Genomic DNA, 1,065 nt, shown 5'->3' with positions numbered 1-1,065 from the left:
TTCGGCCGCGCGGGTGCGGGTGGCGGTCGGTGTCTCGCCGGTGTGCCTGCGGTAGATGCGCCGGAAGGCCGCCGGATCGGCGTAACCCACCGCGCCCGCGATCACGTCGACGGGTTCGCGCGTGGTCGTGAGCAGGGTGGCCGCCTGCCCGACCCGGAGGCGATGAACGTACTGGGTGGGTGAGACGCCGACGCGGTCGCGGATGCGGCGGGTCAGAGTGCGCGGAGAAACCGTTGCGACACTGGCCAATTCGTCCAGCGATAGTTGCCGGTGCAGATTGGCGTGCACGTGCTGTTGAACGGCGCGCAGCACCGGGTCGGTGGCCCGTAGATGCTCGAGCACCATGTAGCGCGACTGCGACATGCGGGCGTCGAGCACCAGGTAGTGAGCCACCTGCTCGGCCAGCGCACCGCCGCCGAGGCGGGCGACCAGCGCCAGCAGCAGATCTGTGTGGGCGAAAGCCGCACCGGCGGTGAGTATTGCGCCGCTGTCGACCACCATGCGATCGGAGTGCACGGTGACATCGGGGAAGCGGCGGGCCAACAGCGGCGCCAGCCACCACGTAGTGGTGGCGGCCCGGCCCGACAGCAGCCCCGAGGCCGCGAGCACGAAGACAGCCGAGCAGGAGGCAGCTACCGTAGCACCGGAATCAGCGGCACGCCGGATGATTTCGACGGCCTGCATGGTCTGGGGTCGGGTCAGCAGTTCCTCGACACGCGCTTCGCTGGACGCGGACGGCCCCGGCAGCACCAGAATATCGCCGGGTTCGAACTCCGCCGCGCCGAGTGGGGTTTCGGTATCGACGCTGATCAGCCGCCCACCGCTGGATCGGACCGGCAGCCCATCGAGTGATGCGACGCGCTGCCGCAGCCGCCCGCCCGTCGTGTCACCGGCGATCCCGGCTGCCGTGTCGACGATGTCGATACCGAGACCGAGTGCACCTTCGAGCACACCGTCGAGCGCGAGGTGGGTAATCATGTGGCGAGATTAGACCGAAGGGTGGCGATCTTGCCAATGGTGGTGTTCTGACCTGCTGCGGCAGGGTTTGGGTGTGCAGCAATCTCT

General features: G+C 68.5%; 1 protein-coding gene. It reads right to left on the bottom strand.

Annotation, left to right across the window (positions count from 1 at the left end; translation table 11 throughout):
- Window positions 1-978: GlxA family transcriptional regulator (locus ACFXIV_RS48285; RefSeq protein WP_379406000.1), on the bottom strand; the 978-nt coding region annotated here is incomplete at its 3' end.
- Between the last annotated feature and the right edge of the window lie 87 nt (window positions 979-1,065).

Origin of the sequence: Nocardia sp. NPDC059236 (genome assembly GCF_042754085.1) — a bacterium.
Classification (GTDB): Bacteria; Actinomycetota; Actinomycetes; order Mycobacteriales; family Mycobacteriaceae; genus Nocardia.
The sequence above is the reverse complement of the archived record's forward strand: the minus strand, read 5'-3'. Positions and strand labels throughout refer to the sequence as shown.